The organism is Gordonia hirsuta DSM 44140 = NBRC 16056 (assembly GCF_000333015.1).
GTDB lineage: Bacteria > Actinomycetota > Actinomycetes > Mycobacteriales > Mycobacteriaceae > Gordonia > Gordonia hirsuta.
In genome coordinates this window covers 1-1,426 of sequence record NZ_BANT01000075.1, presented here as the reverse complement: position 1 = coordinate 1,426, position 1,426 = coordinate 1, and the positions used below count along the sequence as shown (strand labels likewise).

The window sequence follows — 1,426 nt, the reverse complement described above, 5'->3', positions numbered from 1 at the left end:
GTCCCGAGTAGTGGTGTAGCGCTGCGGTCCTTCGTCGTTGTTGGTTAGGCGCTGAGTTCGCCGGTGGTGTTGGCGTTCACCTCGGTTCTGGTGTCGGGGACGGGGGTGAGTCGGCTTCTGGCGAGGATGTCTAGGCCGAGGTAGCGGCGTCCTTCGGCCCATTCGTCTGTTTGCTCGGCCAGGACGGCCCCGATCAGGCGGATGATCGCTTCGCGGTTGGGGAAGATCCCGACGCTGTCGGTACGTCGCCGGATTTCGCGGTTGAGGCGCTCGTTGGGGTTGTTCGACCAGATCTGTTGCCAGAGGCCTTCGGGGAATGCGGTGAAGGCCAGGATGTCGGCGCGGGCGGCGTCGAGGTGGTCATGGGCGTCGGGCAGGCGGGTGTGGACGTAGTCCAGAAGGCGGTCGAACTGGGCGTTGACCGCGTCGGCGTCGGGCTGGTCATAGACCGAGTGCAGCATCGCTTTGACTGCCGGCCACAGGCTTTTGGGGGTCACGCTCATCAGGTTCGCCGCGTAGTGGGTGCGGCAGCGCTGCCATGTGGCGCCGGGCAGGTTCGCTGCGATCGCTTCGATCAGGCCGGCATGAGCGTCGCTGGTGACCAGGCGGACCCCGGTCAGACCGCGGGCGACCAGGTCGGCGAAGAAACTGTTCCACGCCACCGCAGTTTCGGCGGTGGCCACTTGCAGGCCCAGGACCTCTCGGCGGCCGTCGGCGTTGACCCCGGTCGCGACCAGCACGACCGCGTTGACCACCCGCCCGCCCTCGCGGACCTTCATCGTCAATGCGTCGGCGGCGACGAACGTGAACGGCCCGGCCTCACCCAGCGGTCGGTGACGGAACTGCTCGACGTGCTCATCGAGATCAGCTGCCATCCGCGAGACCTGGGACTTCGATAGCGCGTTAATCCCGAGAGTCTTGACGAGCTTGTCCATGCGGCGGGTGGACACCCCGGCCAGGTAGCAGTCAGCGACCACGGTGATCAACGCGGACTCCGCGCGTTTGCGGCGCTCCAACAGCCATTCGGGGAAATAGGTGCCCTGACGCAGTTTCGGGACAGCAACATCGATCGTGCCCACCCGCGTATCCAGGGCCCGGTGCCGGTAGCCGTTGCGCTGGCTGGTGCGCTCAGCCGATCGGTGACCCCATTCAGCGCCGCACACCGCATCAGCATCAGCGGACAGCAGTGCGTTGATCATGGTTTGCAGCAGCTCACGCATCAAATCCGGTGACGCATCAGCGAGAGCTTGGCCAAGCAGGCCGGCAGGGTCGACAATGTGGGGTGCGGTCATCGTGATGACTCCATTCGAGTGGGTTGTAGGAGATTCCTCGAAGGATCACACGGTGACCGCACCCGTACCCGACAGCGACACACTGCTCGGCACGGTCCCGGTCACCGGGCTACACCACTCTATGGGGCACTACT

Annotated in this window: 1 protein-coding gene; it reads right to left on the bottom strand. The window is 65.4% G+C overall.

Annotation, left to right across the window (positions count from 1 at the left end; genetic code table 11):
- Positions 1-44: 44 nt before the first annotated feature.
- Positions 45-1,292, bottom strand: coding sequence for an IS256 family transposase (locus GOHSU_RS16115; RefSeq protein ID WP_005944476.1), 1,248 nt, complete (start codon positions 1,290-1,292; stop codon positions 45-47).
- Positions 1,293-1,426 lie beyond the last annotated feature (134 nt).